The 206-nt window shown below is 41.7% G+C and carries 1 pseudogene; it reads right to left on the bottom strand.

Going from position 1 to position 206, the window contains the following annotated elements:
• A pseudogene (locus M3183_RS27030) lies at positions 1–206 on the bottom strand (IS481 family transposase); the annotation flags it as partial.

Below are 206 nucleotides of genomic sequence, written 5' to 3'. Positions count from 1 at the left end.
GATAGATCTTTCCGTTATCCGCATAAATAATTGAAGGTTTCCCTCTTCGGATAAGAGCTTCTTTTGTAACGCCCCTTAAACCATCAAACTTCTCTGACGAGAAGAACTGCGCGTATGGCACAAGACGGGAACAGTCATCAATATAGGCTATTAAAAAGGTCTTGGTCTTTTTCCCATTATCCTGAACAAACGGTCCGTGGGATAAA

The organism is Neobacillus mesonae, assembly GCF_023715155.1.
In the GTDB taxonomy this organism is placed as follows: domain Bacteria; phylum Bacillota; class Bacilli; order Bacillales; family Cytobacillaceae; genus Neobacillus; species Neobacillus mesonae_A.
The sequence above is the reverse complement of the archived record's forward strand: the minus strand, read 5'-3'. Positions and strand labels throughout refer to the sequence as shown.